Raw genomic sequence first — 26,586 nt, 5'->3', positions numbered from 1 at the left:
GCCCGCCGCCAGCAAGGCTGCCGCCCAGCCGAAGGCCACGCTCGTCACGACCGCGGCCGCCACGACCGCCTCCGCCACGACCGCGCAGGGCGAGTCCGCCGGCTTCGCCCTGACCCCGCCGGCCGCGAACCTCACCATGACGGTGACCAAGCGCAACGGCCGCCGCGATCCGGTCGACCTCAACAAGATCGTGCGCGCGGTGACGCGCAACTGCGACGGCCTGTTCTCGGTCGATCCAATGCGCGTGGCCACCCGCACCATCTCCGGCCTGTACGACGGTGCAACCACGCGCGAACTGGACGAGCTGTCGATCCGCACCGCCGCGCTGCTGACCGCCGAGGAACCCGAGTACGGCCGCCTCGCCGCGCGCCTGCTCGCCGGTGTGATCGAGAAGGAAGTCGCCGGCATCGAGATCCATGCGTTCTCGCAGTCGGTGCACCGCGGCCATGAGCTGGGCCTGATCAACGAGCGCCTGCTGACCTTCGTCCAGGCCAACGCGCGCAAGCTCAATGACGCCATCGACCCGGCGCTGAACCAGCGCTTCGACTACTTCGGCCTGCGCACGCTGTACGACCGCTACCTGCTGCGCCACCCGACGGCGCGGACCGTCATCGAGACTCCGCAGCAGTTCTTCCTGCGCATTGCCTGCGCGCTCAGCGAGAATGTCAGCGACGCGCTGGCGTTGTACCGGCGCATGGCACAGCTGGACTACATCCCGAGTTCGCCGACGCTGTTCAACTCGGGCACGACGCACGAGCAGCTGTCGAGCTGCTTCCTGCTCGACTCGCCGGAAGACTCGCTGGAGAGCATCTACAAGCGCTACATGGACGTGGCCAAACTGAGCAAGTTCAGTGGCGGCATCGGCCTGAGCTACACCCGCATCCGTTCGCGCGGTTCGCTGATCCGTTCCACCAATGGCCTGAGCAACGGCATCGTGCCGTGGCTGAAGACGCTCGATGCCTCGGTCGCCGCCGTCAATCAGGGCGGCAAGCGCAAGGGCGCGGCCTGCGTATACCTGGAGCCGTGGCACGCCGACGTCGAGGAGTTCCTCGAGCTGCGCGACAACACCGGCGACGAAGCCCGGCGCACGCACAACCTCAACCTGGCCAACTGGATCCCGGACGAGTTCATGCGCCGCGTGGAGGCCGATGGCGACTGGTCGCTGTTCGATCCGGCCAAGGTGCCGCAGCTGACCGACCTGTGGGGCGAGACGTTCGATCGCGCCTACCACGCCGCCGAAGTCGCCGGCCTGGCGACGCGCCAGGTCAAGGCGCGCGAGCTCTACAGCCGCATGGTGCGGACGCTGGCGCAGACCGGCAACGGCTGGATGAACTTCAAGGACAAGTCCAACCGCGCCTGCAACCAGACCCTGCGCGAAGGCAACGTGGTGCACCTGTCGAACCTGTGCACCGAAATCCTGGAAGTCACCTCGCAGGACGAGACCGCGGTCTGCAACCTGGGCTCGATCAACCTCTCGCACCATGTCGAGCTCTTCGCCGAAGGACCGGTGCACGGCGAAGACGGCCGCTTCGATTTCGACAAGCTGGCCGAGACGGTGCGGCTCGCTGTACGCCAGCTCGACCGCGTCATCGACCTGAACTTCTACCCGATCGAAACCGCGCGCCGCGCCAACCTGAAGTGGCGTCCGGTGGGCCTTGGCGTGATGGGCCTGCAGGACGTGTTCTTCAAGCTGCGCATGCCGTTCGATTCGGACCAGGCGCGGGCGCTGTCGAAACAGATCGCCGAGGCGGTCTACTTCCACGCACTGTCGGCCTCCAACGAACTGGCGATGGAACGTGGCCGCCACCCGTCGTTCGCCGACACCCGCGCTTCGCAGGGCGAGCTGCAGTTCGAGGCCTGGGGCGTGGCGCCGTCCGACGCCCACGGCTGGGACGGCCTGCGCGCACGCATCGCCGAGCACGGCCTGCGCAACTCGCTGCTGATCGCGATCGCGCCGACCGCCACCATCGCCTCGATCGCCGGTTGCTACGAGTGCATCGAGCCGCAGATATCGAACCTGTTCAAGCGCGAGACGCTGTCGGGCGACTTCCTCGTTGTCAACCGCTACCTGGCCGAGGAGCTGAAGACGCTCGGCCTGTGGACGCCGGAGCTGCGCGACCGCATCAAGATGGCCGAAGGTTCGATCCAGGGCATCAAGGAGATTCCCGAGTCGCTGCGTGCGGTCTACCGCACCGCGTGGGAACTGCCGATGCGCTCGCTGATCGACATGGCGGCCGATCGCGGCGCCTTCATCGACCAGAGCCAGTCGCTGAACCTGTTCATCGAGAGCCCGAACATCGGCCAGCTGTCGTCGATGTACATGTACGCATGGAAGAAAGGGCTCAAGACCACCTATTACCTGCGTTCGCGGCCGGCGACGAAGATCGCCAAGGCCACCGTCAGCGGCGTCGCCGAAGTGGCCAAGCCCGAGTACACGGCAGTCGAAGCGGTGGCGTGCTCGCTCGAGAACCCCGAGAGCTGCGAAGCCTGCCAGTAGCCCATGACTCGTCATTCCCGCGAAGGCGGGAACCCATCGACGTCGCTCTGCTGCACCGGCGGCGAGTCACTGGGTCCCCGCCTTCGCGGGGATGACGAACTTCGGGTGGCGGCAATTCGCCGCTGCCCAGCAGAACACCTTCCCTTCAGCCGGCGTGCGACGCGCGAACTGCCTCCCTCCCCCGCGGAACGCAGCGTCGCCCGCCCCTGAAGGGCAAGGTCCACCGAGGCAACACCATGTCCGACACGCGCCTGCTCGACCCCGGCTTCGACCTCACCCTGCGGCCGATGCGCTACCCGCAGTTCTACGAGATGTACCGCGACGCGATCCGCAACACCTGGACCGTCGAGGAGGTCGACTTCTCGCTCGACGTCAACGACCTCAAGCACAAGCTGGGGCCGGCCGAACGCCACCTGATCGAGCGGCTGGTGGCGTTCTTCGCCACCGGCGACAGCATCGTCGCCAACAACCTGGTGCTGAACCTCTACCAGCACATCAACGCGCCCGAGGCGCGCATGTACCTGTCGCGGCAGCTTTACGAGGAAGCACTGCACGTGCAGTTCTACCTGACCCTGCTCGACACCTACCTGCCCGACCCGGTCGCACGCGCGAAAGCCTTCGACGCGGTGCAGAACATCCCCTCGATCCGCGCCAAGGCCGAGTTCTGCTTCAAGTGGATCGATTCGATCCAGGACATCCGCCGCATCGAGACGACGCAGCAGCGCCGCCAGTTCCTGCTCAACCTGATCTGCTTCGCCTGCTGCATCGAGGGCCTGTTCTTCTTTGCCGCCTTTGCCTACGTCTACTACCTGCGCTCGCGCGGCCTGCTGCATGGCCTGGCCGCGGGCACCAACTGGGTGTTCCGTGACGAAAGCTGCCACATGGCGTTCGCCTTCGAGGTGATCCGCACCGCACGCAGCGAGCAGCCGGAACTCTTCGACGACGCACTGCAGCGCCAGGTCGTGCAGATGCTGGAAGAGGCGGTGGAGTGCGAGATGCAGTTCGCCCAGGACGTGCTGTCCGGTGGCGTCGCCGGCCTGTCGCCGAAGGACATGCGCCAGTACCTGCAGTACTGCGCCGACCAGCGCCTGGCGCAGCTGGGCATGCCGCGCCATTTCGGCGCGACCAATCCGTTCGCCTTCATGGACCTGCAGGACGTGCAGGAAGTGACCAACTTCTTCGAGCGCCGCGTCTCGGCGTACCAGGTTGGCGTGCAGGGCGAGGTCGCCTTCGATGCCGCGTTCTGATGGCACCGTCGCCTCGCCGCCGATCGAAGCGCGCATGACCGAAATAGTGTTCCCCGACCACACCAATCACCTCGGCACGCTGTTTGGCGGCCAGGCGCTGGCATGGATGGACAAGGCCGCCTTCGTCGCAGCTTCGCGCTATGCGCGCAGCACCGTAGTCACCGCGCGCTCGGAGCAGATCGATTTCCACGTCGCGGTGCCCAAGGGCGCGCTGGTCGAGCTGGTCGCGCGCGTGGTCGGCACCGGCCGCAGTTCACTGCAGGTCGAGGTCGACATGTACCGCGAAGACCTGATGACCGGAGATACCCGGCTGGCCACGCGCGGGCGCTTCACCATGGTCGCGCTGGATGCGCATGGCCAGCCGACGCCGGTGCCGGCGCTGGCGGCATGAACCGCATGAACGCATGACCGCATGACGCCATCACCGCACGCGTTGACGCCCGCACCGCGCAGGGCTAACGTAGCGGCGTCGTGGTGATCATCGCTTCATAAAGATGGAGCGATGTGACAAGTACCGCCGGGCAACCGGCGGCGCCAGAGGGAATCCGGTACGGACCCAGTCCAATTCCGGAGCTGCCCCGCAGCGGTATATGGGAACGACCGCCATCCATGCACTGGGCCCTGCCCGGGAAGCGATGGCCAGTAGGTGAGGCGGATGCGTCGATGCACTGGCGCGGTGGTCCCGTCCTCGCGCCCACGAGCCCGAAGACCTGCCATGACCGGAGGGTCCGCCCTCCGTCCGACCCCGGACCACACGGCACATGCCGCGTGGCCGGTTCGCCCGCGGGGGCGAAGGTCGAAGGCAGGTCTCTTCCGGCGCCGTCCGTGGCGTCGGCGCGCGGCCGTGCCCTCCTTCGTTGCCCTGCGTCATGCATAACGCATCGCAGGTACATCACCATGATCCAGGTAACCCATCTCGGCTTCCCGCGCATCGGCGCGCGACGCGAGCTCAAGCAAGCCCTCGAAACGTTCTGGAAAGGCCAGACGCCCGCCAGCAGCCTCCACGAAACCGCACGCGATCTGCGTGCCCGCCACTGGCAACTGGCGCGCGAGGCCGGCGTAGACGTCGTGCCGTGCAACGACTTCTCCCTGTACGACCACGTACTCGACACGGCCATTGCGTTCGATGCGATACCGGCCTCGCACCGCGGCGTGTTCGAGGCCGACCCGCTGGCCGGCTACTTCGCCCTCGCCCGCGGCCTGCAGGACGGCAATCACGATCTCCACGCGCTGGAGATGACCAAGTGGTTCGACAGCAACTATCACTACCTGGTGCCGCAGTTCGAAGCGGATCAGGCGTTCCGCCTCCGCAGCGACAAGCCACTGGCCGAGCTGCGCGAAGCCCAGGCCCTCGGGCTGCAGGCGCGTCCCGTCCTGCTCGGCCCGGTGTCGTTCCTCAAGCTCGGCAAGCGCGTCGATGGCGGCTGCCCGCTGGACCTGCTCGATGCGTTGCTGCCTGCCTACGTGCAGCTGCTGCAGCAGTTGAAGGCAGCCGGGGCATCGTGGGTGCAGATCGATGAGCCCTGCCTGGTGCTGGACCTGGGCGAGGCCGACCGGGAAGCCTACCGTCGCGCCTTTGCAGCGCTGGCCGCAGCCGACGTGCCGCAGATCCTGCTCGCCACCTACTTCGGCGACCTCGGCGACAACCTGCCGCTGGTCGCCTCGCTGCCGGTGCAGGCGCTGCATCTCGATCTGGTCCGCGCGCCCGCGCAGCTCGAACGCGCACTGGCCGCATTGCCGGAGCAAATCGCGCTCAGCCTGGGCGTGGTCGACGGCCGCAATGTGTGGCGCGCCGATCTGGATGCGGCATCGGCGCAGGCACGGAGCGGCGGTGCACGCGTGCGCTGGCTGGCGCCATCGTGCTCGCTGTTGCACGTGCCGATCGATCTGCAGCTCGAGCGCAAGCTGCCACCGTTGCTGCGCGGTGGCATGGCCTTCGCCCGGCAGAAACTGGAAGAACTGCGCCTGGTCGCCGACGCCCTTGCCGGCCACACGGACGCAGCGACCGCCATTGCAACGGCACAGGCAGCGCGCACCGCGCATCGCAGCGAACCGCAACTGCGCGATGCCGGTGTCCGCGCCCGCATGACCGCGCTCGATCCCGCAATGAGCCGGCGCGCCTCGCCCTACCCGCAACGCGCGCAGCTTCAGCAGCAGCGCCTGTCGCTGCCGCAGCTGCCGACCACGACGATCGGTTCGTTCCCGCAACTGTCGCTGGTGCGCAAAGCCCGCGCCGACCATAAGTCGGGCCAGCTCGACAGCGCCGGCTACCGCCAGTTCCTCGAGCGCGAGATCGACAACTGCCTGCGCGAGCAGGAGGCCATCGGCCTGGACGTGCTGGTGCACGGCGAGTTCGAACGCAACGACATGGTCGAGTACTTCGGCGAGCAGCTCGATGGCTTCGCCTTCACCTCGCACGGCTGGGTGCAGAGCTACGGATCGCGCTGCGTGAAACCGCCGGTGCTGTTCGGCGATGTCAGCCGGCCGCGCGCGATGACGGTGGAGTGGACCGCCTATGCCCAGTCGCGCACGCAGTTTCCGGTCAAGGGCATGCTGACCGGGCCGGTGACCATCCTGCAGTGGTCGTTCGTTCGCGACGACCAGCCGCGCGCCGAAACCTGCCGGCAGATCGCCCTGGCCCTGCGCGACGAAGTCCATGACCTGGAAGCGGCGGGCATCGCGATCATCCAGGTCGACGAGCCGGCCCTGCGCGAAGGCCTGCCGCTGCGTCGCCAGGACTGGCCGCACTACCTGGAATGGGCGGTGGATGCGTTCCGGCTCGCTGCCGGCGGCGTCGCCGACACCACGCAGATCCACACCCACATGTGCTACGCCGAGTTCAACGACATCATCGACGCGGTCGCCGCGCTCGATGCCGACGTGATCTCGATCGAGACCTCGCGTTCGCGGATGGAACTGCTCGATGCCTTCGCGCGCTTCCGCTATCCCAACGGCATCGACCCGGGCGTCTACGACATCCATGCCCCACGCGTGCCGTCGCCGCAGGAGATCGGCGAACTGCTGGACAAGGCCCTGGCGGTGATCCCCGCCGCCCAGCTCTGGGTCAATCCGGACTGCGGCCTGAAGACGCGCGGCTGGCCGGAGGTACGCCGGGCGCTGAGCGCGATGGTGCAGGCCACACGGGAGTTGCGCCTGGCCCTCGCCGCGGCCTGACGGCGGAGCCGCCCGTCCGGCAACACCGGGCGGGCGGCCTCCGTTGCATCCTGGCCGGGCGCAGGACTAAATAGCCGTCATCCTGACGGGAATCGCCCTGCCATGCCCATGCGTCTGCCCCGCAGCCACGTCCTCTGGCTGGCCCTGATCGCGATCGCGCTGTTCGTCCTGCGGCTCTACAGCAACCAGCACTACGGCTTCCATCGTGACGAGCTGGCATTGCTCGACGACGCGCGCAGCCTGGCCTGGGGCTACGTCGCCTACCCGCCGCTGACGCCGGCGCTTGCACGGATATCGCTGGAGCTGTTCGGCGATTCCCTGACTGGCTTCCGCATGTTCGCGGCGCTGGCGCACAGCATCGCCGCCGTTCTTGCCGGCCTGATCGCGCGCGAGATGGGCGGCACGCGCGCCACGCAGATCGTGGCGGCACTGTTCACCGCACTGACGCCGTTCTCGATGGTCGCCGGCGGCCTGATGCAGTACGTCAGCATCGACTATCTGTGGTGGGTACTGCTGGCCTGGCTGGTGCTGCGCCTGGTCAACAGCGGCAATCCGCGCTGGTGGCTCGCGATCGGCGCCGTCATCGGTCTAGGCATGCTGACCAAGTACACGATGGTGTTCTTCGTCGCCGGCATCGTGGTCGCGACGGTGGCGACGCCGTTGCGCGCGCACCTGCGCAGCCGCTGGTTGTGGATCGGCGCGGCAGTGTCGCTGTTGCTGTTCCTGCCCAATGCGCTGTGGCAATGGCAGCACGGTTTCATCTCGCTGGACTTCCTGCAGAGCATCCATGCCCGCGACGTGCGCATCGGCCGCACCCGCGACTTCCTGATCGAACAGCTATACGGCAACGCCGGCCTGATGGCGCTGCCGGTCTGGCTGGCGGGCCTGGCCTGGTTGATCCTGTCGAAGGCCGGCCGGCGCTACGCGGTGGTCGCGTGGATGTACGCGGTGCCCCTGCTGCTGTTCGCGCTCGTCCAAGGCCGCGCTTACTACCTGGCACCGGCCTATCCGATGCTGCTGGCGGCAGGCTGCGTCGCCATCGAACAGTTCCTGCACCGGCAAGGCCCCCTGCGTGCCGGCTACGCCTTCACGGGAACCGCGCTCCTGACCGTGTGGGTGGTGCTGATGGCGATGGCCAGCGGGCTGATTGGCTTGCAGTTTTCCCCGGTGAACTCGATGGGTTGGCGCATCAGTCGCGCCGCACACGACAACTTCGCCGAGCAGATCGGCTGGCCGGAGCTGGTCGTCGAAGTCGCGCGCATCTACAACGCATTGCCGGCGGCCGAGCGCGCGCACACGGCGGTGTTCACCAACAATTACGGCGAGGCCGGCGCGATCAATCTGTACGGGCCGAAGTGGGGCCTGCCGGTGGCGATCAGCCCGGTCAATTCCTACTGGTACAAGGGTTACGGGTCGACGCCGCCGACGACCGTGATCGTGCTCGGCGACTCGCCGGAAGACATCGCAGACACGCCGGCCGATTGCGTGCTGGCCGGTCGTGTCCGCAATAGTTACGGCGTGCCGAACGAAGAGACCGAAGAGCATCCGGACATCTTCGTCTGTCGCAACCTGCGCGTTCCGTGGGCGCAGGCGTGGCCGAAGATGCAGAAGTTCGGTTAGTCGTTTCCGGCAATCGGTACGCCGAGCGCGATCGCGCCCTTGCGTTCCTGCAGGCCGAGGCCGTAGCGAAGGCTGTAGCCGATCTTCTCGGCGTGTTCGCAGGCAACGGCAGCGTGACCGGGAGCAAGCACGGCTTCGGCGGTCTGGCGCCACAGCGCCAGCCACAGGTCGAAATGCTCGGGACGTATGGGATGCGGTCGATGCGCAGCCATCGGCTGGCCGCGGTAGCTGCGGGTGCCCAGCAGCACCGACGACCAGAACGCGGTCAGCAGGCGCTTGTGCTCGGGCCAGTCGTCGATGGCAGCGTTGAACACCGGACCCAGCTGCGGGTGTTGCCGGACCTGCTCGTAGAAGCGGTCCACCAGGGTCGCCAGCTGCTGCTCATCAAGCGGTGGAAGATCATTCATTGGTCTTCGAGTTGGGGGCCTGGCGGCTGAAATCAAGGTCGTTTCGACATTGCCCGCCGGCGGCCACGAAAAAGGCCGGCAAGTGCCGGCCTCTTCCGTGATGCCCAGGTACGCGGCTTACTTGCCGGCGACAACCTTGACCATCTCGAGGCACTTGTTCGAGTAGCCCCACTCGTTGTCGTACCAGCTGACCAGCTTGACGAACGTGCTGTCCAGCGCGATGCCGGCCTCGGCATCGAAGATCGAAGTGCGCGTGTCGCCGCGGAAATCGGTGGCGACGACCTTGTCTTCGGTGTAGCCCAGGATGCCCTTGAGCGCGCCTTCCGACTGCGCCTTCATTTCCGCGCAGATCTCGGCGTAGGTTGCCGGCTTGTCGAGCTCGACCGTCAGGTCGACGACCGACACGTCCGAGGTCGGCACGCGGAAGGCCATGCCGGTGAGCTTCTTGTTGAGCTCCGGGATCACCACGCCCACGGCCTTGGCCGCGCCGGTGCTGGACGGAATGATGTTCTCGAGGATGCCGCGGCCACCGCGCCAGTCCTTGTTGGACGGACCGTCGACGGTCTTCTGCGTCGCGGTGGCGGCGTGCACGGTGGTCATCAGGCCGCGCTTGATGCCCCACTTGTCGTTGATCACCTTGGCGATCGGCGCCAGGCAGTTGGTCGTGCACGAAGCGTTGGAGACGATCGCTTCGCCGTTGTACTTGGTGTGGTTCACGCCGTAGACGAACATCGGCGTGTCGTCCTTCGACGGGGCCGACAGCACGACCTTCTTCGCGCCGGCATCGAGATGCTTCTGCGCGGTGGTCTTGTCGAGGAACAGGCCGGTGGATTCGATGACGACGTCGGCGCCGACTTCGTCCCACTTCAGGTTCGCCGGATCGCGCTCCTGGGTCAGGCGGATCTTCTTGCCGTTGACCAGCAGGGTGTTGCCCTCGACCTTCACGTCGCCCTTGAAGCGGCCGTGCACGGAGTCGTAGCTGAGCATGTAGGCCAGGTAGTCCGGCTCCAGCAGGTCGTTGATGGCGACGATCTCGATCTCGCCATTGAAGTTCTGCACGGCCGAGCGAAGCACGTTGCGCCCGATGCGGCCGAAGCCGTTGATACCAACCTTGATGGTCATAGCTAGCAAACTCCTGCGGCCGCGCCCGGCGCGGCAGATGGACGGGGAACGCCCATTCTAACAGGCAGCCACTTCGGGCCGGGATGAAGGGGAGGCAACGGTCGCCCGGCCCGCTGGTTTGATCATGATCAAGCGCGTCCGGCGGACCCTTCCGACACTGGAGACCTCATCCCACGAGGCTCTCCCCCCATGCAAAAGCCCCTGCTGTCCTGCGCCCTGGCGGTTGCCCTTGGCGCCGCCGCCCTGCCCGCCCTTGCCCAGTCCGCCGGCGACTGGACCCTCGGCTTCGGCGTCCACGCCGTCGACCCCAGGTCCTACAACGGTCGCCTCGCCGGTGGCACGCTCGACGTGTCGGTCGACAGTGACGTCAAGCCGTCCGTGACCTTCGAGTACTTTGTGCGCGACAACCTCGGCATCGAGGTCCTGGCCGCATTGCCGTTCGAGCACGACATCAACATCGCCGGGCTGGGCAAGGTCGGCAGCACCAGGCAGCTGCCGCCGACGGTCTCGCTGCAGTACCACTTCAACGGCCAGGGCCGCGTCTCGCCGTTCGTCGGCGCAGGCATCAACTACACGACGTTCTTCAGCGAGGACACGCAGGGCGCGCTCGCCGGCGGCAAGCTCAAGCTCGACGACTCCTGGGGCCTTGCCGCGCATGCCGGCGTCGACTTCGCGGTCGGGCAGCGCGGCGCGATCCGCATCGATGCGCGCTGGATCGACATCGACACGGATGCCTCACTCAGTGGCGCCAGCCTGGGGACTGTGGCGATCGACCCGCTGGTTTACGGCGCGGCCTACGTCGTGAAGTTCTGAAGGCTCCAAGAACACCCGGCCGCGCAAAGGACTGTCATCGCCGGTCGGCTAAAGTGCGCGCCATGATCAGAACCCTCATTGCCTGCCTGCTTGTTCTTGGCCTCCTTCCCGCCCCCGCCGCCGCATGGGGGCGCCTGGGCCATCGCCTGGTTGCCGACCTGGCCTGGGACGACCTGACCCCGGCCTCGCGCGCGGCCGTCGCGCAGTTGCTGGCCGACGAGCCCGAACCGACCCTGGCCGGCATCGCCAGCTGGGCCGACGAGCTGCGCGACCACGATCCCGAACTGGGCAAGCGCACCAGCAAGTGGCACTACGTCAACATGGCCGAGGACGGCTGCGTCTACCAGCCCGAGCGTCACTGCCGCAACGGCGATTGCGTGATCGAGGCGATCCGCGTACAGGCAGGGATCCTCGCCGACCGCAAGCGGCCGCATGCCGAACGTCTGCAGGCGCTGAAGTTCGTCGTCCATTTCGTCGGCGACGTCCACCAGCCGCTGCACGCCGGCTACGGCCACGACAAGGGTGGCAACGATTTCCAGCTGAACCTCGACCAGGCCACGCCGACCGGCGGTGGCAGCAACCTGCATTCACTGTGGGACAGCGGCATGTTGAAGGCCACCGGCCTGGACGAACCGGCCTACCTGCAGCGCCTGCGCGCGATGCCCGCGGCCACGCTCGCGCCCGGCAAGGCGTTGCCGCCGCAATCGGTGGCCTGGGCGGAGGCGTCCTGCGCGATCGTCCGGCGCCCCGGCTTCTATCCGGCCAACGCGAAGCTGGGCCCGGACTACCTGCAGGCCTGGCGCCCGGTCGCCGAGGCGCAACTTCGCCTGGCCGGCGCGGAACTGGCGGTGACGCTGAACGCAGCGCTGGGCAAGCGCTAGGAGCGGCGCCGGCCTACACTGCCGCCTCGGTCCAAGGCAGGCGAGGCAGGCCATGAATCCGCACGTCCGGCCGTTCTTCCACGCCGACAGCAACACCTGGAGCTACGTGGTGCACGAGCCCGCCGGCGGTGCCGCGGCGATGATCGACCCGGTCCTGGACTTCGACGCCAAATCCGGGCGCACCGCCACCACCGCGGCGCAACAGCTGCTCGACTACGTGCGCGAACACGACCTGCAGGTGCAGTGGATCCTGGAGACGCACGCGCACGCCGACCACCTCAGCAGCGGCCACTGGCTCAAGTCGCAGTGGCCGCAGGCACGGCTGGCGATCGGCGAAGGCATCTGCACCGTGCAGGAAACCTTCCGCCCGATCTTCAACCTGGGCGAGCATTTCCCGGTCGACGGCTCGCAGTTCGACCATCTGTTCGTCGATGGCGAGCTGTTCGGCGTCGGCGCGCTCGAGGCGCGCGTGACCGCGGTGCCCGGCCATACCTGCGACAGCAATGCCTATCTCATCGGCGATGCGCTGTTCACCGGTGATTCGCTGTTCATGCCCGATGCCGGCACGGCGCGATGCGATTTTCCCGGCGGCGATGCGCGCACGCTGTTCCGTTCGATCCGGCATCTGTTCCACACCCTGCCCGACGACACCCGCGTGTTCGTCTGCCACGACTATGGCCCGGGTGGCCGCGAGGTGGCCTGCGAAACCACCATCGGCGCGCAGAAGCGCGACAACATCCATGTTCGCGATGGCACGCAGGAGGATGCGTTCGTCGCCCTGCGCGAGGCACGCGACGCGACGCTGGCGATGCCCGCGCTGATCCTGCCCGCGGTGCAGGCCAACATCCGCGCCGGCGCGCTGCCGGCGCCGGAAGACAACGGCGTGCGCTACCTCAAGATTCCCCTGGACCAGTTCTGATGCCCACGCAGTTCACCCCGGTTTCCTCCCTGATCGGCGGTGCGCTGATCGGCCTCGCCGCCACCTGGCTGCTGCTTTCGCTCGGCCGCATCGCCGGCATCAGCGGCATCGTCAACAGCGCGGTCGCTGGCGACCCGGGACGCGACTGGCGGTGGGCGTTTCTCATCGCGCTGGTGGTCGCCGCGGGCGCGTGGTTCGCCTGGTCGGGCACGCCGGGCCGCCACGATTTCCCCCTGCCTTGGCTGATTGCCGGCGGCCTGCTGGTCGGTTTCGGCACACGCCTGGGCAACGGCTGCACCAGCGGCCACGGCATCTGCGGACTGGCGCGACTGTCCACGCGTTCGCTGCTCGCCGTGCTGGTATTCATGGGCACCGGGTTCGCCACCGTGTATGTCGTGCGCCATCTGATCGGCGGCATCGCATGAAGGCGATCGTGCACGGCGCCATCGCCGGCGCGCTGTTCGGCCTGGGCCTGGCGGTATCGGGCATGACGAACCCGGACAAGGTGCTCAACTTCCTCGATGTGGCCGGGCACTGGGACCCGTCGCTGGCGCTGGTGATGGGCGGCGCACTCGCTGTCGCGCTGCCTGGTTTCGCCTGGACGCGGCGCCGCGGTCGCACGTTGTCGGGCGCCCCGCTGCCGGCACCACCGGCGCCGACGATCGATCGCCGGCTGCTGATTGGCAGCGGCCTGTTCGGCATCGGCTGGGGCATCGCCGGCTACTGCCCCGGCCCGGCACTGGCCAACCTCGCCCACGGCTCGCTGGAGCCGGTTGTGTTCATCATCGTCATGCTGGCAGGCTCGCAGCTGGCCCGAATGGCCGCCGGGAGATCGCGCGCATGAAGCTGTTCCTGTCTTGCGTACTGCTGGCCGCGGTTGCGGCCGCGCATGCCGGCGAAGACGGCCCGTGGCGACTGGTCGCACCGGGCGAATCGCGTCCCGCACGCTGGGTCCGCCAGGTCGATTCGATCCGGGTCGTCGACGCACCTTGAACGCTTCTTGGCGATGCCTACACATGCAGCGCCTAGGCTGTCGCCATGAATGAACGCCCCGCCCCCGTCCTGCTCGACTCGCTCGACGCCGCCGTCGAGTACCTGCTCAGCCAGCGCAGCGGCCCGCTGCACGTCGGCGCCCCGCTCGGACTGGGAAAGCCGCACCGCCTGCTCAACGCGCTGTACGCGCGCATTGAACGCGATCCGTCCCGGCCCCTGCATCTGTACACCGCGCTTTCGCTCGATCCCCCCGGAGGCGGCAAGGGCCTGGAGGCGCGTTTCATCAAGCCATTCGCGCAGCGCCACTTCGGCGGCGACTTCCCGCGCCTGGCCTATGTGCAGGCGCTCAAGCGCAATGCGCTGCCGGCGCACATGGAGGTCGAGGAGTTCTACCTGCAGTCCGGCGCGATGCTCGGTTCGACCCAGGTGCAACGGCGCTACGCCAGCCTCAACTACACCCACGTCGCCCGCGCCCTGGCCGACCGCGGCGTCAATGCCATCGTGCAGAAGGTCGCGCGCTCGGCCGACGGCTCGCGTGTGTCGCTGTCGTGCAACACCGACCTCACCTTCGACGCCATCGACGCGATCGTCGCGCGCGGCCTGCCGCGGCCGCTGCTGATCGCCGAGGTCGACCCCGAGCTGCCCTGGCTCGGCGGCGGCGCCGAAGTGGACGCCGGTTTCTTCGATGCCATCGTGCAGCCGCCCGGCCCGTTCCCGAAACTCTTTGGCCTGCCGCGGCAACCGGTGGCCGATGTCGACTATGCGATCGGCTTCCACGCCAGCACCCTCGTGCGCGACGGCGGCACGCTGCAGATCGGCATCGGCGCACTCGCCGACGCCCTGTGCCATGCGCTGGTGCTGCGCCACACCGACAATCCTGCCTACCACGCCGTGCTGCGCGCGCTCGCCTCGCCACACGCCGACGACCTCGCGCTGGCGCCGTTCTCGCAGGGCCTGTACGGCTGCAGCGAGATGATCAACGAAGGTTTCCGCCGCCTGGTCGAAGTCGGCGTGATCGCGCGCAAGGTCGTGGACGACCGTGAACTGATGCAGCGCATCGCCGACGGCGATGCCAGCGACGCCGACCGGTCACGCGTGGAGCGTGAAGGCGAATTCCTGCACGGCGCCTTCTATCTCGGCTCGCCGGACTTCTACCAGTGGCTGCGCGACCTGCCCGACGAAGCACGCCGCGGCATCGGCATGAAGCGCGTGGGCGAGGTCAACGAACTGTACGGCGGTGACGAGGCGCTCGAACGCATCCAGCGTCGTGACGCCCGTTTCTTCAACACCTGCATGATGGCGACCGCGCTGGGCGCGGCGGTGTCGGATGCACTCGATGACGGACGCGTGGTGTCCGGAGTGGGCGGCCAGTACAACTTCGTGGCGATGGCGCATGCCCTGCCGGACGCGCGCTCGGTGCTGCTGCTGCGCGCCAGCCGCGAGTCGGGCGGCAAGACCACCTCCAACATCGTCTGGAACTACGGCCACACCACCATTCCCCGCCACCTGCGCGACATCTACATCAGCGAGTACGGCATCGCCGACATACGTGGCCGCAGCGACGAAGACTGCATCATGGCAATGGCCGCGATCACCGATGCACGCTTCCAGCAGCAACTGCTCGACACTGCCCGCAATGCCGGCAAGCTGCGCGGCGACTTCGTCCTTCCGGCGCGGGCTGCAGCCAACACCCCGCCGTCGCTGCGCGACGCGCTGCAACCCTTCCGGCGCAATGGCGCCCTGCCCGACTACCCGCTTGGCAGCGATTTCACCGCCGTCGAACAGCGCCTGGTGAAGGCGCTGGGCTGGTTGAAGGCGAGCACCGCGACCCGCGGCGGCAAGCTGCGCGTGCTGTTCCAAGCCCTGTCCGCGCGCGCGACGGATGCCGAGGCGCTGCAACGCATGGACCTTGCGGCACCTTCAACGTTCGGCGCGCGCATCGAGGCGCACCTGTTGAATCTCGCGCTTGTGCAGGCCGGCGACTGCTGAAGCATCAGAGAAGCAACGGCGATGGGTCCCCGCCTTCGCGGGGATGACGGTTTGTTGCGGACCGAAGACCGTGCAACGAACCGTCTGACTGTCGTCCGCCGGGSCGGGGATTGCGGAGCAGTGGGCCATGGATGGCCCACGCCCGGCATAAAGACAGGATGTCGTCTGCCGGGCGCAGCGATCCCCGGCCCGGCGGACGGCACCCCTCCGAAGACATCACCGCAGACATCACCGCGCCCAAAAAGAAAGAGCCACCCCAAGGCAGCTCTTTCATTTCAGCCAAACGACACCAGCGATCAACCCAGCGCGCGCGCCGCCTCGACCACCTTCTCAACGGTGAACCCGAACACCGGGAACAGCTTCTCTGCCGGCGCCGACGCGCCGAACTCGTCGATTCCGATCACCGCACCGTCCAGGCCGACGTACTTGTACCAGAAGCCGGTGACGCCAGCCTCGATCGCCACACGCTTGCGGCAGTCACGCGGCAGCACCGACTCGCGGTACTCCGCATCCTGGCGATCGAACACGTTGGTCGAGGGCATCGACACCACGCGCACCTTGTCGCCGAGCTGGGCCGCCGCATCCATCGCCAGACCGACTTCCGAACCGGTCGCGATCAGGATGATCTCCGGCGCACCGTTGGAATCCTTCAGCACATAACCGCCGCGGGCGATGTCGGCCACCTGCTGCTCACTGCGCTGCTGATGGGCCAGGTTCTGGCGCGAGAAGACCAGGCAGCTCGGACCGTCGTTGCGGACGATTGCCGCCTTCCAGCACGCCGCCGACTCGACCGCGTCGCACGGACGCCACAGATCGTTGTTGGGGATGTAGCGCAGCGATGCAACGTGCTCGATCGGCTGGTGGGTCGGGCCATCTTCGCCCAGGCCGATCGAATCATGGGTATAGACGTGGATCGCGTGCGCACCCATCAGCGCGCTCATGCGCACGGCGTTGCGTGCGTAGTCGCTGAACACCAGGAAGGTGGCGTCGTACGGAATGAAGCACTCGTGCAGGCCCAGGCCGTTGCTGATCGCAGTCATCGCGAACTCGCGCACGCCGTAATAGACGTAGTTGGCGTTGGGGTCGTCGGTCGCGACCGACTTGCTGCCCTTCCACAGGGTCAGGTTGGAATGGGCGAGGTCGGCCGAACCGCCGATCAGTTCCGGCAGCAGCGGCGCGAAGGTCTCGATCGCCATCTGCGACGCCTTGCGCGAGGCGATCACCGGACCTTCGGCCTGGAGCTTGGCGATGTAGGCGTCTGCCGCCTCGACGAAGCCATCCGGCAGCTCGCCGCTGATGCGACGCGTCAGCTCGGCGGCCAGTTCCGGGTACTGGCTCTTGTAGGCGTCGAACGACTGGTTCCATTCCTGTTCGCGCTGGCCGCCGGTGCTGCGCACGCGCCAACCGTCGTAGATCGCCTCGGGAATCTCGAATGCACCGTACTCCCAGCCCAGCGCCTGGCGGGTCGCGGCGACCTCGTCCTTGCCCAGCGGCGCGCCGTGGGAGGACTCCTTGCCTGCCTTTGCCGGCGAGCCAAAACCAATCGTGGTGCGGCAGCAGATCAGGGTCGGCTTGTCGTTGGACTTGAGCGCGGTCTCGATCGCCGTCTTGATCTCGTCGGCGTCCTGGCCGTTGACGCCGCGCACCACGTTCCAGCCGTACGCCTCGAAGCGCGCCGGAGTGTTGTCGGTGAACCAGCCGTCGGTGTTGCCGTCGATCGAGATCTTGTTGTCGTCCCAGAACGCGACCAGCTTGTGCAGGCCCCAGGTTCCGGCCAGCGACGCGGCCTCGTGCGAGATGCCTTCCATCAGGCAGCCGTCACCCATGAACACCCAGGTGCGGTTGTCGACGATCTTGTGATCGGGCTTGTTGAAGCGCTGCGCCAGCAGCTTCTCGGCGAGCGCCATGCCAACGGCGTTGGCGAAGCCCTGGCCGAGCGGACCGGTGGTGGTCTCGATGCCCGGCGTCATGAAGTTTTCCGGGTGACCGGGAGTCTTCGAATCGAGCTGGCGGAAGTTCTTCAGCTCGTCGATCGGCAGGTCGTAGCCGGACAGGTGCAGCAGCGCGTACTGCAGCATCGAACCGTGGCCGTTGGACAACACGAAGCGGTCGCGGTTGAACCAGTTCGGGTTGCTCGGGTTGTGGCTGAGGTAGTCGTTCCACAGCACCTCGGCAATGTCGGCCATGCCCATCGGCATGCCCGGGTGGCCGGAATTTGCGGCCTGCACTGCATCGATGGCAAGGAAGCGGATGGCGTTGGCTAGTTCGCGGCGGCTGGGCGTCGTCATGGCGTCGGGGCGGGGTCTTCGGCTGCGGGGAGGGGCCCGCGCGAGAGGCCAGGCGGTCGAGGCCGGGCCGTGCGGGCCCGCCATTGTCCCATTGCCACGCCGCCCTGTCGCCCCGCCACGGGCCAGCCAGGGCCGGGGAGCGGCCGCAAAGGGGCCTGCTCCCCTGCCGCGGGCCTAGGCGGCCGCCGCCTCGGCAGGCACTTCGGCCGGCTCGCCCTTGGACACCACGGTCGCCAGCATCAGGTCGCCGGTGACGTTCAGGGTGGTCCGGCACATGTCGAGGAAGCGGTCGACGCCCAGGATCAGGCCGATGCCCTCCGGCGGCACGCCGACCATCCCGCAGATCAGCGCCACCACCGGCAGCGAGCCGGCCGGCACGCCGGCCGTGCCGATGCCGCCGAGGATGCAGACGAACATCACCGTGGCCTGTTGCACCAGGGTCAGCTCGACCCCGAAGAACTGCGCCAGGAACAGCACGGTCACGCCCTCGAACAGAGCGGTGCCGTTCTGGTTGGCGGTGGCGCCCACGGTCAGCACGAAGCGCGAGACGCGCCGCGGCAGACCGAGCTGCTCGTCGGCCACGCGCAACGCGGTCGGCAGGGTCGCGTTGGACGAGGCGGTGGAGAACGCCATCACCATCGCTTCCTGCACGCCCTTGAAGAACTTCTTCGGCGAGTAGCCGCCGGCGAACTTCAGCACCAGCGAATAGACCACGAACATGTGCAGCGCCAGCGCCAGCACGACCACGCCGACGTAGGCGCCCAGGCTGCCCAGCAGCTCCCAGCCGAACAGCACGGCCAGGTTGAACATGAAGCAGAACACCGCGTACGGCGCCAGCTTGATGACCATGCCGATCAGCGTCATCGACACCTCGAACAGGCCCTCGATGGCGCGCTGCAGCGTCTCTGTGGCCCTGGTGCGGGTCAGCACCAGGCCGATGCCGAGCATCAGCGCGAAGAACATCACCGCCAGGATGGTGTTGTCTGCGGCGGCCTTGACGATGTTGTCCGGGACGATCGCCATCAGCATGTCCAGGCCCTTGGGCTGGACGTGGGTGCTGCCGACGATGGCGCTGGCGCGCTCGGAGCCTTCGCTGAGCAGCTGCTGCGCACGCACCGGGTCGACGCCTGCGCCAGGCTGCAGCCAGTTCACCAGCAGCAGGCCGAGGATGACCGCGATGCCGGACACCACGACGGTGTAGCCCAGCGTCTTCCAGCCGATCCGGCCGAGCGAGCGGACGTCGCCCATCTCGGCGACACCGATGACCAGTGCCGAAAACAGCAGCGGGATCACCAGCATGAAGATCAGTCGCAGGAACAGCGTGCCGGCGGGCTGGGTCACGTAGGTCGTGAAGGTCTTGACCCAGGCCGTGTCGGCCCCGACTCCGTAATGCACCACCAGGCCCAGCAGCAGGCCGGCGACGAAGCCGATCGCCATCTTCCAGTGCAGCGGCAACTTGCCTTTGCCGGCGCTGGTCTTTGAATCACTCATCCTGCAACTCCTCGGGGAACCGCGGGAGCTTAGCAAACAGACCCGGTCGACCCGGAGTCGATGCAGGCCGGCCGCAGGCGCAGGCCGGGCCCTGCCGGGTCATGCGCCGCGGCGTTCGCCCGGGTACAGAGGCGGCAGCGGCGAAGGCCCGCTGTCGACAGGCCCCTCGCGCCAGCGCGGCCCCGGGGCGAACGCCTTGCGCAGCCACTGCCGTGCCGAGACGCCATCGCCGCCGCCCCAGCGCGCCCGCTGCAGGGCCTGCACCGCCCCGCGCTGGTCGGCGTCGGCCAGGCGCGCCATGACTTCGTCCAGATCGCGCGCACGCGGTCGCGCGGCCGCGCACAGCGCATCGGCCACGTCACCCAGTGCGCCGCGATCGAGGGCCTGCTTGAAGTGGCCCGCCGGTTCGGCGGACTTCTGCCTGGCCCACTCCGGTTGTTCCGCCCGGTCATGCCCTGGCTCGACTTCCCTCGCCGCCCGCGCATCGCCGCGGTGCAGGCCCCAGACCAGGGTGAACAACCACAGTGCGGCGAACAACAACGTCGCCAGCACCCAGCCACGGTTCGCGCCCGCGATGACGCGCAACGAAGACGCGGTGCCGTCAGCAGGCGCCGCCGTGGCTGGCGACGGCGACGGCAAAGCGGTAGCAGCGGGATCGGTCGCGCTCGCCGTTGCGGCCGCCGGCGCCAGCGCCGTCCACGACAGCATCGGCAGGGATGCGGTCCGGACCGCGCCGGCGCGCACGTCCCACCAGCTCATCCGCATGCCGCTCATTTGCACCTTGCCGGCCCGCGAAGGCACCAGCGAGAAGCGCCGGGTCAGCTTGGCCCGCGGCCGGCCATCGACGAAACGCTCGTCGGCCTGGACCGGCTCGGCGAACACCTGCACGCCGTCGATGACAGGCAATTGCAGTTCCGGCATCTGCGCGGCGGTGGCGCCGTCGGCGACCGCCTCCACCACCAGCGTTGCCGCGGCACCGGCACGCAACTCCTGCGGCGTGGACTGGTAGCGCAGCTGCAGGTCCTGCAGCGGCAACCACGGCTGCGGTGCGTTGGCCGGGACCGGCTGCACCTGCAGCACGCGCGGCGCCGCCTGCGCCTGCAGCGCGCCGTGGTTGCTGCCGAACAGATCGTCGAAGAAACCCCCGGCACCGCGCCCCTCGAAATTCGCCGGCGGGATGGTCAGCGCGCCACTGCGTTCGGGCACGAGCAGGAAACGACGCTCGACCACGCTGTAGCGGCGTCCACCGACATCGCGCTGGTACTGCGCGTCGTCGCCGACGCGTTGCAGCGACGCACCTTCCGGCGCAGCCTGGTCGAGCTGGCCCGAAACCAGCGGCGCGGCCGAGTACAACCGCACCACCCAGCCCACCGACTGTTGCACGTAGGGGTCGGCGTCGTCGGCCTCGCTTTCGATGAACACGTCATCGCCGGCGCGGGCCGGCGCGCGTCCGCTGCCTGGCGTGACCACCAGGGCAATCGGCTGGGTCTGCTCGCTGCCCAGGCTCAGCGCCGGCACCGTCAGCACGCCGTCGCGTCGTGGCCGCAGCGCCACCGCGTAGAGCGTGCGGATGCTGCTGCGACCGTTGACCTGCTCGAACTCGCGCCGGCTGGTATGACCGCTGACGGCAAAGTCCGCGTCCAGCGGGGCGTAGTCCGGCTCGGCGGCGCGGACCGAGTTCGACTCGATGTTGAGGGTGACCGTTTCGCCCAGCGCGATGCGATCGCGATCGAGCCAAGCGCGGGTCTGCGCCGGTGCCGCCAGGCTCAGCATCGACAGCAGCAACCAGGCCGCCAGCTGTGTCAGCAGCCGGGTCGGCGACTTGCGAAGGTTGCGGTCCGCAATTGCACTCATGGCTTGTCCTGGCCCTCTGTCAGCCGACGCTCCTGCTCGAGCCGGAATTTCTCGCGCAGCAGGCTGCCCGGATCATCGGGAACGCGCCGCAACCACGCCTCGTTGGCCAGGCGTTGCTCGCGCTGTTGCGGCGTTTCGTTGACTTTCGCCTGCTGTCGCGGCCCAGTCTCGACTTTGCCTTGCTGCTGCAGCGCGCGTTGCATGCGCTCGCGCTGGGCCGCGTCGGCGTCGCGCTGGGCATCGGCGTCGGCCGGCCTGGCCTGGCCGTCCTGCGACTGCTGCGGTGGCTGCTGGTCCTGGCGTTGCTTGTCAGGCTGACCCGACTGATCGGCTTGTGAAGTGGGATCGCCGGCGGGATTGTGCTGCGGTTGCGACTGCCCCGATTGCGGCCGGCCGGCCCCGCCACGCTGCGATTGCGATTGCGATGGCGGGCGCTTCATTGCTGCCTCGACCGCGCGCTTGTTGGCGATCGCGTCTTCCATTCCCGGTCGCTGCTTCAGTGCGTGATCGTACTCGGCCAGCGCCTGTGGATACTGTCCCGCCTTGGCCAGTGCGTTGCCGCGGTTGTAATGCGCGTCGGCGTTGTCGATGCCGTCGAACAACGTGGCCGCCTGGGCGAAGTCGCCGCTCCTGTAGGCCTGCGACCCCTGCTCCATTCGCGCATGTTCGGCCTGGTCGGCGCGCTGCCACAACTGCGCGGCCTGCGCCTGCGAGATGGGCCATGCGAACACCAGCACCAGAACCGCCAATGCAGCGCTGCGGCGGAATGCAAGCAGTGCCAGCAGCATCAGCGGCGGCAACAACCAGAAGCCCTGGTCCTGCCAGGTGCGAGCGGTGCCGCGGGCGATGCCCGCCTCGCCCTGCCCGGCGTCGAGGATGCCCAGCCTGGCAAGGTCCTCGTCGCCCGCGGCCACCATGGCGTAGCGGCCGCCACCGGCAGCCGCCATGCGGCGCAGCGATGCCGAGTCCAGTCGCGCCTCGCCAAAGCTGCCATCGCTGCGGCGATAAGGCGCGCCCGCTTCGCTGCCGACGCCCAGCGCGAACACGCGATAACCGCGCTTGGCTGCGCGCGCGGCGGCATCGATCGCGTCCGCGTCGGACTGGCCGGTGAGCAGCACGATGTCGCCACGGTCGAAGCCGGCGCGTTGCAGCAGTTGCGCCGACCAGTCGATGGCGCGATCGGCACGATTGCCATCGACCGGCATCACGTCCGGCGCCAGCGCGTCGAGAAACAGCGCGACGTTGGCCGCGTCCTCGGTCAACGGCGCGACGGTGAAGGCATCGCCGGCGTAGGCGACCAGCGCCACCTGCCCGGCGGCGCGCTCGCGCAACAGGGTGGAGATCTTGGCGCGCGACTGGGCCAGGCGCGAAGGCGGAACGTCACCGGCCAGCGCCGCACTCGACAGGTCGACCGCGATCACCAGTGGCGCGCGGCTCTCCCACAACGGTTGCGGCAGTTGCCGCCAGCTCGGCCCGGCCAGCGCCAGTACCGCGATGGCGTAGGCGAGCGCCGCCAACACGGCGGCCCGGCGCGTGCGTGTGTCGCCACGCTGCGCCAGCAGGTGCGGCAGCAGGTGCGCGTCGACCCGGTCGTGCCACGCACTGGCACGACGACGATGGGATCGCCAGAACCACGCCAGCAACGGCAACGCCAGCAGCGCCCACAGCCATTGCGGGCGCAGCAGGTGCAGCGCAGCCAGGTCGATGCCTGCCAGTTCGCTCATGCCAGCCTCCGTCGCGGCCAGGCGAGAGCGAGCAATGCGCAGGCAAACGCTGCCGACAAGGGCCAGTAATAACGTTCGATCCGCGGACGCAGCGCCTGCCCCGGCTGCTCGACCGGTTCGATCCGATCGATCTCGGCGTAGATGTTGACCAGTTGCGAGGTATCGCGGGCACGGAAGAAGCGGCCGCCGGTGGTTTTGGCGATCGCGCGCAGGCCGGCTTCGTCGATCTCGTCGCCGGCGCCGGGCATGGGCATCGGCAAACCAAAGAACGACAGCGACCCTTCACCGCCGAAGGCGATCGTGTGCACGCGCACGCCTTCGGCGCGGGCTATCTGCGCGGCCTTGGCCGGTTCGAGCATGCCGGCGGTGTTGACGCCATCGGTCAACAGCACCAGTACACGCTGTTGCGCGGGCCGTGCCTTCAGCCGCTTGACTGCCAGGGCGATGGCATCGCCGATCGCGGTTTCCTGGCCGGCCAGTCCGATCACGCTGTCGTTGAGCTGCTCGCGCACGGAATCGAGATCGAGCGTCAGCGGCGTCAATGCGTAGGCGCGGCGACCGAACACGATCAGGCCGACGCGGTCGCCGCCGCGGCGGTCGAGGAAGTCGGCCAGCACGGCTTTGGCGGCAGTCAGGCGATCGACGCTGCGACCGCCCAGGTCCATGTCCGGCTCGCGCATGCTGGCCGACAGATCCAGCGCCAGCATCAGGTCGCGCCCCACATGCGGCGGCTGCACCGCTTCGCCCAGTTGCTGCGGGCGCGCCGCGGCCAGGCACAGCAGGATCCAGCCAAGCCAGGCGAGCGCACTGGTGCGACCGCCCAGTCCGCCGCGGCGGCCGGATGCGGCAACGCGCTGCAGGCGGTCGCCATAAGGCACCTGCAATGCAGCCGCCGTGCCGCGCGCAGGTGGCAGAAGCCACCTCGCCAGCAACGGCAGCGGCAGCGCCAACAACCACCATGGCCACGCGAACAGGTCGGCGAGCCAGGCCCACGGCGCCAGCAGCGAGGCCATCATGCGGCGCCCATCCATTGCAGGAAGCGCGCACGCGCCAGGCGACGCAGCGCCTGCACGTCGGTCGCGGCAACGTCGCGGCGATAACCACCGTCGAGCAGCAGTCGGCCGCTGCCGCCGCTGAAGTCGGTGCGGGTGACGGATCGGCGTGAACCTGGTCGCGCCGGACCTCCCGGCCCTGCATCCAGGAAGGCCAGCCATGCCTCTCCTTCCAGCCGGTCGGCATGCGCGTCACGTCGGCGCGCCGCGCGTCGGAGCAGTTCCGACATCGCGGCGACCTGCGCGGCCGGCGAAGCGGCGGCATCGACGTTGCGATCGAACAGTTCGGCAATCGCGCGACGACGCCGGCGGCGACGCAATACGACCCAGGCAACCGCCGCGATCAGTGCCATCACCAGCGCAGCCAGCAGCCACCAGCCCGGTGCCGGCGGCCACCAGGGCGGCGCCGGCAGCGAATGGATGTCGCGCAGGACCAGCGCCGGGCCGGCCATCAGGCCACCAGTGGCCGGTTGCGGCCAAGCAACGGCAGCCAGGAATCGCTCGCCACCTGCGTCGATAACGACTGCACGCGCACACCGACCGCGGGCAACTGCGCCATCACCTGTTCGATCGGGCGCACGAACTCGTTGCGCCAGGCCTGCCGTTGCGCGGCCGACGCCAGGTCGAGTTCGATGCGGCGATCGTCGTGCTGGAACGGCAATGGCGACTTCGGCGGCGCATCCTCGAGCGGATCGGTCAGCAGCAGCACGATGACTTCGTGGTGCTGCGCAAGCGCCGGCCATCGCCGCTGGGCGATGGCGGCCACGCTTTGTGCATCGGCGAGCACCAGCAGGCGCGAACCAGGCCGCAGCAGGCGTTGGGCATGGTCGAGTGCGACGTCCAGGCCGGCATCGTCCTGCGGTGGCCGGGCGTACCATCGCACCAGCGCATCGAGCACGCGCAGCGCGCCGCGCGGCCCGGCGGCAGGCGCCACCGGTGCCTCGGTCCTGCTTCCGCGCAGGGCGGCAATGCGGTCGCCGTCGCGAACTGCGGCCCACGCGGCGATGGCCCCGGCGCGCGCCGCCTGCACCGACTTGAAGCGCACGCGCGTGCCGAAGTACAGCGCAGGCGAGGTGTCGGCGACGATCAGGCTGAGTCGCTCGCGTTCGGCCTGGAACAGTTTGGTGTGGGCACGACCGGTGCGTGCGGTCAGGCGCCAGTCGATATGGCGGGCGTCATCGCCGCTGGAGTATTCGCGCGACTCGGCGTACTCCATGCCGCGCCCGCGCAGTGGCGACAAGGCGTGGCCGCTGATTCCGAAACGGCCACGACGGGCCTGGCCGCGCGCGGTGACCACTGCGCGCAGCGCCACCAGCTCCGCCAGCGACGGCGTTATGCCGTCGGCCATGGCTGCCGCATCGTCATTGCCGGCCTGCTTCGAAGTCATCGCATCCACTCCGGGCCCACGACTCAGGGCAAGGGCACCCGCTGCAGGATTTCAGCGACCAGGCGGTCGCCGTCCCAGCCTTCGGCCGTGGCCTCGTAGCTGGGCAGGATGCGGTGGCGCAGCACGTCCGGCGCAACCGAACGGACGTCGTCGGGGGTGACGAAATCGCGACCGGCCAGCCAGGCGTGCGCGCGTGCGCAGCGCTCCAGCGCGATGGAGCCGCGCGGACTGGCGCCCCAGGCGATGCGCCGGGCCAGCGCCGGGTCGTAGCGCGCGGCATCGCGCGAAGCCAGGACCAGCTCGATCAGGTAGCGCTCGACAGGCGGCGCCAGGTGCAGCTCGAGTACGGCGGCGCGCGCGGCGAAGACATCCGACAACGGCATGCGCTCGATCGCCTGCGCCGGCGTGTGCATGGCGGCACGCGCGCGCTCGCGGGCCAATCGCAGGATCTCGGTTTCGGCCGCGATCTCCGGATAGCCGATGCGCACATACATCAGGAAGCGGTCGAGCTGCGCTTCCGGCAACGGGAAGGTGCCTTCCTGCTCGATCGGGTTCTGGGTCGCCATGACCAGGAACAACGCCGGCAACGCGTAGGTGGCGCGCCCGACGGTGACCTGGCGCTCACCCATGGCCTCCAGCAGCGCCGACTGGACCTTGGCCGGCGCGCGGTTGATCTCGTCGGCCAGCAGGATCGGGTGGAAGATCGGGCCGGACTGGAACTCGAAGCGTCCTTCCTGCGGCCGCCAGACTTCGGTGCCGGTCAGGTCGGCCGGCAGCAGGTCGGGAGTGAACTGGACCCGGGCGAAGTCGGCGTCCAGGCGCGCCGCCAGTGCGCGGATGGCGCTGGTCTTGGCCAGGCCGGGCGCGCCTTCAACCAGCAGGTGGCCGTCGGCCAGCAGGGCCACCAGCAGCCGCTCGATCAGCGCCGCCTGGCCGACGATCTCGGCCGAGAGCGCATCGCGCAGCGCGCGGAAGGCATCGTGCACACGGGGCAGGTCATCGCTGCGGCGGTCCATGGGGGTCTCGGTTGCGGGGCAGGACCAGTTTGACCGAAACACACCCGCGCGGTTCAAGACCTCCTTCGTCCATTCAGCAACAAAACAAAAAGGGCCCCTTTCGGGGCCCGAT

General features: G+C 68.5%; 22 protein-coding genes and 1 riboswitch. Of the genes, 12 read left to right on the top strand and 10 right to left on the bottom strand.

Features of this window, described 5'->3' with window-relative positions:
- The first annotated feature begins 136 nt into the window (after positions 1–136).
- The 5 genes from AC1DER_RS12340 to AC1DER_RS12320 all read left to right on the top strand — a co-directional run bounded on the left by AC1DER_RS12340 (position 137) and on the right by AC1DER_RS12320 (position 8,538).
- A complete protein-coding gene (locus AC1DER_RS12340; protein ID WP_477247662.1) occupies positions 137–2,497 on the top strand; it encodes a ribonucleoside-diphosphate reductase subunit alpha in 2,361 nt (786 codons plus the stop codon).
- A gap of 236 nt (positions 2,498–2,733) precedes the next feature.
- Positions 2,734–3,744: a ribonucleotide-diphosphate reductase subunit beta gene (locus tag AC1DER_RS12335; protein ID WP_477247631.1), complete on the top strand. Its 1,011-nt coding sequence runs from the start codon at positions 2,734–2,736 to the stop codon at positions 3,742–3,744.
- A complete protein-coding gene (locus tag AC1DER_RS12330) occupies positions 3,731–4,135 on the top strand; it encodes an acyl-CoA thioesterase (protein ID WP_441817078.1) in 405 nt (134 codons plus the stop codon). The genes AC1DER_RS12335 and AC1DER_RS12330 overlap by 14 nt, the downstream gene beginning before the upstream one ends.
- Before the next feature lie 120 nt (positions 4,136–4,255).
- A riboswitch (cobalamin riboswitch) is annotated at positions 4,256–4,458 on the top strand.
- A gap of 183 nt (positions 4,459–4,641) precedes the next feature.
- The gene (gene metE, locus AC1DER_RS12325; RefSeq protein WP_477358006.1) at positions 4,642–6,918 is read left to right on the top strand and encodes a 5-methyltetrahydropteroyltriglutamate--homocysteine S-methyltransferase; all 2,277 of its coding nucleotides are present in this window, start codon (positions 4,642–4,644) and stop codon (positions 6,916–6,918) included.
- Between the two features lie 108 nt (positions 6,919–7,026).
- Complete coding sequence (locus tag AC1DER_RS12320; protein ID WP_477247636.1) at positions 7,027–8,538, top strand: glycosyltransferase family 39 protein; 1,512 nt, start codon at positions 7,027–7,029, stop codon at positions 8,536–8,538.
- Here AC1DER_RS12320 and AC1DER_RS12315 read toward each other — a convergent pair.
- Together AC1DER_RS12315 and gap are read right to left on the bottom strand one after the other, a co-directional pair.
- Positions 8,535–8,945: a group III truncated hemoglobin gene (locus tag AC1DER_RS12315; RefSeq protein ID WP_477247638.1), complete on the bottom strand. Its 411-nt coding sequence runs from the start codon at positions 8,943–8,945 to the stop codon at positions 8,535–8,537. The genes AC1DER_RS12320 and AC1DER_RS12315 overlap by 4 nt on opposite strands.
- Positions 8,946–9,062: 117 nt before the next feature.
- Complete coding sequence (gene gap / locus AC1DER_RS12310; RefSeq protein ID WP_441817075.1) at positions 9,063–10,067, bottom strand: type I glyceraldehyde-3-phosphate dehydrogenase; 1,005 nt, start codon at positions 10,065–10,067, stop codon at positions 9,063–9,065.
- A 189-nt stretch (positions 10,068–10,256) separates the two neighbouring features.
- Between gap and AC1DER_RS12305 the strand changes: the two genes are divergently transcribed.
- From AC1DER_RS12305 to AC1DER_RS12275, 7 genes are all read left to right on the top strand, one after another.
- Positions 10,257–10,880, top strand: a complete 624-nt coding sequence (locus tag AC1DER_RS12305; protein ID WP_477247641.1) for an OmpW/AlkL family protein — start codon at positions 10,257–10,259, stop codon at positions 10,878–10,880.
- A gap of 62 nt (positions 10,881–10,942) precedes the next feature.
- Positions 10,943–11,761, top strand: a complete 819-nt coding sequence (locus AC1DER_RS12300; RefSeq protein WP_477247643.1) for a S1/P1 nuclease — start codon at positions 10,943–10,945, stop codon at positions 11,759–11,761.
- Between the two features lie 52 nt (positions 11,762–11,813).
- Positions 11,814–12,680: an MBL fold metallo-hydrolase gene (locus tag AC1DER_RS12295; RefSeq protein WP_441817072.1), complete on the top strand. Its 867-nt coding sequence runs from the start codon at positions 11,814–11,816 to the stop codon at positions 12,678–12,680.
- A complete protein-coding gene (locus AC1DER_RS12290) occupies positions 12,680–13,105 on the top strand; it encodes a YeeE/YedE family protein (protein ID WP_441817071.1) in 426 nt (141 codons plus the stop codon). Before AC1DER_RS12295 ends, AC1DER_RS12290 begins: the two co-directional genes overlap by 1 nt.
- Positions 13,102–13,524: a DUF6691 family protein gene (locus AC1DER_RS12285; protein ID WP_477247645.1), complete on the top strand. Its 423-nt coding sequence runs from the start codon at positions 13,102–13,104 to the stop codon at positions 13,522–13,524. The genes AC1DER_RS12290 and AC1DER_RS12285 overlap by 4 nt, the downstream gene beginning before the upstream one ends.
- Positions 13,521–13,673: a hypothetical protein gene (locus AC1DER_RS12280; RefSeq protein ID WP_441817069.1), complete on the top strand. Its 153-nt coding sequence runs from the start codon at positions 13,521–13,523 to the stop codon at positions 13,671–13,673. The genes AC1DER_RS12285 and AC1DER_RS12280 overlap by 4 nt, the downstream gene beginning before the upstream one ends.
- Before the next feature lie 45 nt (positions 13,674–13,718).
- Positions 13,719–15,662: an acetyl-CoA hydrolase/transferase C-terminal domain-containing protein gene (locus AC1DER_RS12275; protein WP_477247648.1), complete on the top strand. Its 1,944-nt coding sequence runs from the start codon at positions 13,719–13,721 to the stop codon at positions 15,660–15,662.
- Between the two features lie 296 nt (positions 15,663–15,958).
- On the opposite strand, the gene tkt is transcribed toward AC1DER_RS12275, so the two are convergent.
- The 8 genes from tkt to AC1DER_RS12235 form a co-directional block, all read right to left on the bottom strand.
- Positions 15,959–17,950 carry a transketolase gene (gene tkt / locus AC1DER_RS12270; RefSeq protein ID WP_441817067.1) on the bottom strand — a complete coding sequence of 664 codons (1,992 nt, stop codon included), beginning with the start codon at positions 17,948–17,950 and terminating at the stop codon, positions 15,959–15,961.
- A gap of 174 nt (positions 17,951–18,124) precedes the next feature.
- Positions 18,125–19,441, bottom strand: coding sequence for a dicarboxylate/amino acid:cation symporter (locus AC1DER_RS12265; protein WP_441817066.1), 1,317 nt, complete (start codon positions 19,439–19,441; stop codon positions 18,125–18,127).
- Positions 19,442–19,540: 99 nt separating this feature from the next.
- Positions 19,541–21,295 carry a BatD family protein gene (locus tag AC1DER_RS12260; RefSeq protein WP_477247651.1) on the bottom strand — a complete coding sequence of 585 codons (1,755 nt, stop codon included), beginning with the start codon at positions 21,293–21,295 and terminating at the stop codon, positions 19,541–19,543.
- Complete coding sequence (locus AC1DER_RS12255; RefSeq protein WP_477247653.1) at positions 21,292–23,019, bottom strand: VWA domain-containing protein; 1,728 nt, start codon at positions 23,017–23,019, stop codon at positions 21,292–21,294. Before AC1DER_RS12255 ends, AC1DER_RS12260 begins: the two co-directional genes overlap by 4 nt.
- Entirely contained in the window at positions 23,016–24,032 is a 1,017-nt protein-coding gene (locus AC1DER_RS12250) for a vWA domain-containing protein (protein WP_477247664.1), read from the bottom strand. The genes AC1DER_RS12255 and AC1DER_RS12250 overlap by 4 nt, the downstream gene beginning before the upstream one ends.
- A complete protein-coding gene (locus AC1DER_RS12245; protein WP_477247655.1) occupies positions 24,032–24,523 on the bottom strand; it encodes a DUF4381 family protein in 492 nt (163 codons plus the stop codon). Before AC1DER_RS12245 ends, AC1DER_RS12250 begins: the two co-directional genes overlap by 1 nt.
- Positions 24,523–25,458, bottom strand: coding sequence for a DUF58 domain-containing protein (locus tag AC1DER_RS12240; protein ID WP_477247657.1), 936 nt, complete (start codon positions 25,456–25,458; stop codon positions 24,523–24,525). The genes AC1DER_RS12245 and AC1DER_RS12240 overlap by 1 nt, the downstream gene beginning before the upstream one ends.
- 23 nt (positions 25,459–25,481) lie before the next feature.
- The gene (locus tag AC1DER_RS12235; RefSeq protein WP_441817061.1) at positions 25,482–26,474 is read right to left on the bottom strand and encodes an AAA family ATPase; all 993 of its coding nucleotides are present in this window, start codon (positions 26,472–26,474) and stop codon (positions 25,482–25,484) included.
- Positions 26,475–26,586: the final 112 nt, after the last annotated feature.

The organism is Lysobacter sp. 05T417 (genome assembly GCF_056396405.1).
The sequence above is the reverse complement of the archived record's forward strand: the minus strand, read 5'-3'. Positions and strand labels throughout refer to the sequence as shown.